Genomic DNA, 3611 nt, shown 5'->3' on the forward strand with positions numbered 1-3611 from the left:
GGCCCTGCCTGCTGTACCAGATCAAGCGCTGCACCGGCCCCTGCGTGGGCTACATCACGCCCGAGGCCTATGCGCAGGACGTGGCGAGCGCCGAGGCCTTCCTGAGGGGCGACACCCAGCTCGTGCTCTCCAAGCTCGAGGCGCGCATGACCGAGCACGCCGAGAAGCTCGAATTCGAACAGGCGGCCGAGCTGCGCAACCAGATGTCGGCGATCTCGCGCGTGCTGCACCAGCAGTCGATCGAGATCGCTTCGGACAAGGACGTCGACATCCTTGCCGTCAAGGTGCAGGGCGGCAAGGCCTGCGTCAACCTGGCGATGGTGCGCGGCGGCCGGCACCTGGGCGACCGCGCCTATTTCCCGGTGCATGTGGAAGACGCCGCGCAGATCCACCATGGCGAGCTCGATGCGGAAGAGGGCGCAGCGCCCGCCGCGGCCGATCCGATCGAGGTGCAGGTGCTCGAGGCCTTCATTGCCCAGCACTACATCGACGTGCCCGTGCCCGCCACGCTGGTGCTGAGCCACCTGGTGAGCCGCGAGCTGATCGAGGCGATCTCGCAGCAGGCCGGCGCGCGCGTGACGGCGGTGTTCCAGCCGCGCGAGCAGCGCCGCCACTGGCTCGAGATGGCCGAGACCAACGCCGGCCTGCAACTGGCCCGGCTGCTGGCGGAAGAAGGTTCGCAGCAGGCGCGCACCCGTGCGCTGGCCGATGCGCTGGAGCTCGCGCCCGACGATCTCGACAACTTCCGCATCGAATGCTTCGACATCTCGCACACCGCGGGCGAGGCCACGCAGGCCTCGTGCGTGGTGTTCGAGCACCACACGATGCAGAACCGCGAATACCGCCGCTACAACATCGAGGGCATCACGCCCGGCGACGACTACGCCGCGATGCGCCAGGTGCTGCACCGCCGCTATGGCAAGCTGGCCGAGGCCATGGCGGCCGAGACTGAAGCGCTGCCGCCGGGCGACGCCGAGAGCGATGGCGGCGGTGCGCCGCCCAAGACCCGGACCGCGCGCATGCCGGAACTGGTGCTGGTCGACGGAGGCAAGGGCCAGGTGTCGATGGCGCGCGAGGTGTTCAGCGAACTGGGCCTGCCGCTGTCGCTCATCGTCGGCGTCGAAAAGGGCGAGGGGCGCAAGGTCGGGCTCGAGGAACTGGTGTTTGCCGATGGCCGCGAGAAGGTCTACCTGGGCAAGGACTCCGCGGCGCTGATGCTGGTGGCGCAGATCCGCGACGAGGCACACCGCTTTGCCATCACCGGCATGCGCGCCAAGCGTGCGAAGGTGCGCGTGGGCGGCAGCCAGCTCGAGGACATTCCGGGCATCGGACCGAAGCGCCGGGCGCGCCTGCTGCAGCGCTTTGGCGGAATCCGCGGCGTGGCGGCCGCCAGCGTCGAGGACATTGCATCGGTCGAAGGCATTGCTACCGACCTGGCCGAGGAAATCTATCGCGCGCTGCATTGAGGCCGATTGCCCCCGGCTTCAGCTTCAGCCTCTCGCGCATGACACAATCGCCCGCATGTTCTGGACCCTCCCGACCATCATGACCTGGACGCGCATCGTCGCGATTCCATTGATCGTTGGTGTGTTCTACCTGCCGATGGCCGAGCCGATGCGCAACCTGATCGCCACGGTCATGTTCATCGTCTTCGCGGCCACCGACTGGCTCGACGGCTTCCTGGCGCGCAAGCTCAACCAGACCTCGGCCTTCGGCGCCTTCCTCGATCCGGTGGCCGACAAGTTCCTGGTCTGCGCCTCGCTGCTGGTGCTGGTGCACCTGAACCGCGCCGACGTGTTCGTGGCGCTGATCATCATCGGCCGCGAGATCGCCATCTCGGCGCTGCGCGAGTGGATGGCGCAGATCGGCGCGAGCAAGAGCGTGGCGGTGCACATGATCGGCAAGGTCAAGACCACCGTGCAGATGGTCGCGATTCCGTTCCTGCTCTATGACGGACGCCTCTTCAAGATCATCGACACCGGCCTCTGGGGCCAGTGGCTGATCTGGATCTCGGCCGTGCTCACGATCTGGTCGATGGTCTATTACCTGCAGAAGGCCATTCCCGAAATCCGGGCCCGCGCCAAATGAGCGTGGCTGCGGCCCGCGGCGCAAGCTGGCTGCGCGCCATGCCGGCGGTGTTCGTGCTGATCTGGAGCACGGGCTTCATCGTTGCGCGCTATGGCATGCCCTATGCGCCGCCGCTCAAGTTCCTGGCTGTGCGCTTTGCCCTTTCTCTCGTGTGCTTCTGCCTCTGGGTCAGGCTTGCGCGGGTCGCCTGGCCGAAGGACCGCGCGCAGTGGGGGCACCTGGCGGTCACCGGCGTCCTGATGCAGGCGGGCTACCTGGGCGGCGTCTGGGCCGCGGTGCATGCGGGCATGGGTGCGGGGCTGGTGGCATTGCTGGTCGGCATCCAGCCGGTGCTGACCGCCGTCTGGCTGTCGTTCAACGGCGGGCGCATTTCGCAGCGCCAATGGGCCGGGCTGGTGCTCGGCTTTGCGGGCCTGGTGCTCGTGGTGTCGCGCAAGTTCGGCCAGGGCAGCGAGGTCAGCGCGTTGACCATGGCGCTTGCGGTGATGGCGCTCCTTTCGATCACGGCGGGCACGCTGTACCAGAAGCGCTTCGTCGCCCCCTGCGACGTGCGCAGCGCGAGCGCCGTGCAGATGGCAGCCGCATTGATCGTGTGCCTGCCCTTTGCGGCCATGGAATCGCAGGGCATCGAATGGAACGCGCATTCGACCGGCGCCATGGCCTGGTCGGTGCTGGTGCTGTCGCTGGGCGGCAGCTCGCTGCTCTACATGCTGATCCAGCGCGGCACGGCCACCGCCGTCACGAGCCTGCTCTACCTGGTGCCGCCGTGCACGGCAGTCATGGCCTGGCTGCTGTTCGCCGAGCCGATCACCCTGGTGACCTTGCTGGGCATCGGCCTCACCGCCGCCGGCGTGAGCCTGGTGGTGCGCAGCGATCGCTGAGCCGCCCTTGCTTTTTCTTCAGCGCGGCGAACCGGCCTTGCCGGGTTTCCAGGGCTCGCCGCGGAACTGTTCGGCCAGGTGGTCGAGCAGCAGCCGCACGCGGCGCGGCGTCTTGGGGCGCCAGGGCGCGATCCAGTGKATGTCGGCATCGGGCATGGCGTAGTGGGGCAGCACCCGCACCAGTTCACCGGAAGCCAGTTGCGGTGCGATGTCCCACAGGCTGCGCAGCATGATGCCGTGGCCGGCCAGGCACCAGTCGCGCACCATCTCGCCCGAATTGCTCGTGAGCGGACCCTGGACTCGCACGCGCGCCGTGCTGCCGTCGCGCGCATGGCGCAGGGTCCACAGCGCGAACTGGTGCTGGTTGACCTCTCCGTTCTCGCGCGCGACCAGGCAGTCGTGGGCCGCCAGCGCATCGACGTTGGCCGGCAGGCCGCGCCGCTCCATATATGAAGGAGAGGCGGCCAGCACGCGCTGGTTGCGCGCAATGCGGCGCGTGACCCAGTCGGCCGCGCGGCGCTGCTGCACGGCCCAGAGCCAGAGCGCGCCGTCATAGCCTTCGGCGCCGAGGTCGGGCAGCCGCTCGGTCAACAGCAACTCGATCTGCAGCCCGGGATGGCGCGCCTGGAAGCTGGCCAGGGC

The 3611-nt window shown here is 68.4% G+C and carries 4 protein-coding genes; 3 read left to right on the forward strand and 1 reads right to left on the reverse strand.

The annotated features are described in order from the left end of the window. From AC1DOC_RS24585 to AC1DOC_RS24595, 3 genes are all read left to right on the forward strand, one after another. Positions 1-1466 (forward strand): excinuclease ABC subunit UvrC (locus tag AC1DOC_RS24585; RefSeq protein ID WP_478130677.1); only part of this gene is annotated, 1466 nt, incomplete at its 5' end. 55 nt (positions 1467-1521) lie between these two features. Next, on the forward strand, positions 1522-2088 hold the full coding sequence (gene pgsA, locus AC1DOC_RS24590) for a CDP-diacylglycerol--glycerol-3-phosphate 3-phosphatidyltransferase (RefSeq protein WP_012746926.1): 567 nt from the start codon (positions 1522-1524) through the stop codon (positions 2086-2088). Then, the gene (locus AC1DOC_RS24595; protein WP_012746927.1) at positions 2085-2969 is read left to right on the forward strand and encodes a DMT family transporter; all 885 of its coding nucleotides are present in this window, start codon (positions 2085-2087) and stop codon (positions 2967-2969) included. Before pgsA ends, AC1DOC_RS24595 begins: the two co-directional genes overlap by 4 nt. An 18-nt stretch (positions 2970-2987) precedes the next feature. Here the strand turns inward: AC1DOC_RS24595 and AC1DOC_RS24600 are convergent. Beyond that, on the reverse strand, positions 2988-3611 hold a 624-nt coding region (locus AC1DOC_RS24600; protein ID WP_478130678.1), incomplete at its 5' end, for a LysR substrate-binding domain-containing protein.

Source organism: Variovorax sp. 01T439_2, from assembly GCF_056398445.1.

Excerpts from the sequence above, each read along its gene's own strand:
- AC1DOC_RS24595 (WP_012746927.1), top strand. The coding sequence starts at position 2,085 with ATGAGCGTGGCTGCGGCCCGCGGCGCAAGCTGGCTGCGCGCCATGCCG.
- pgsA (WP_012746926.1), top strand. The coding sequence starts at position 1,522 with ATGTTCTGGACCCTCCCGACCATCATGACCTGGACGCGCATCGTCGCG.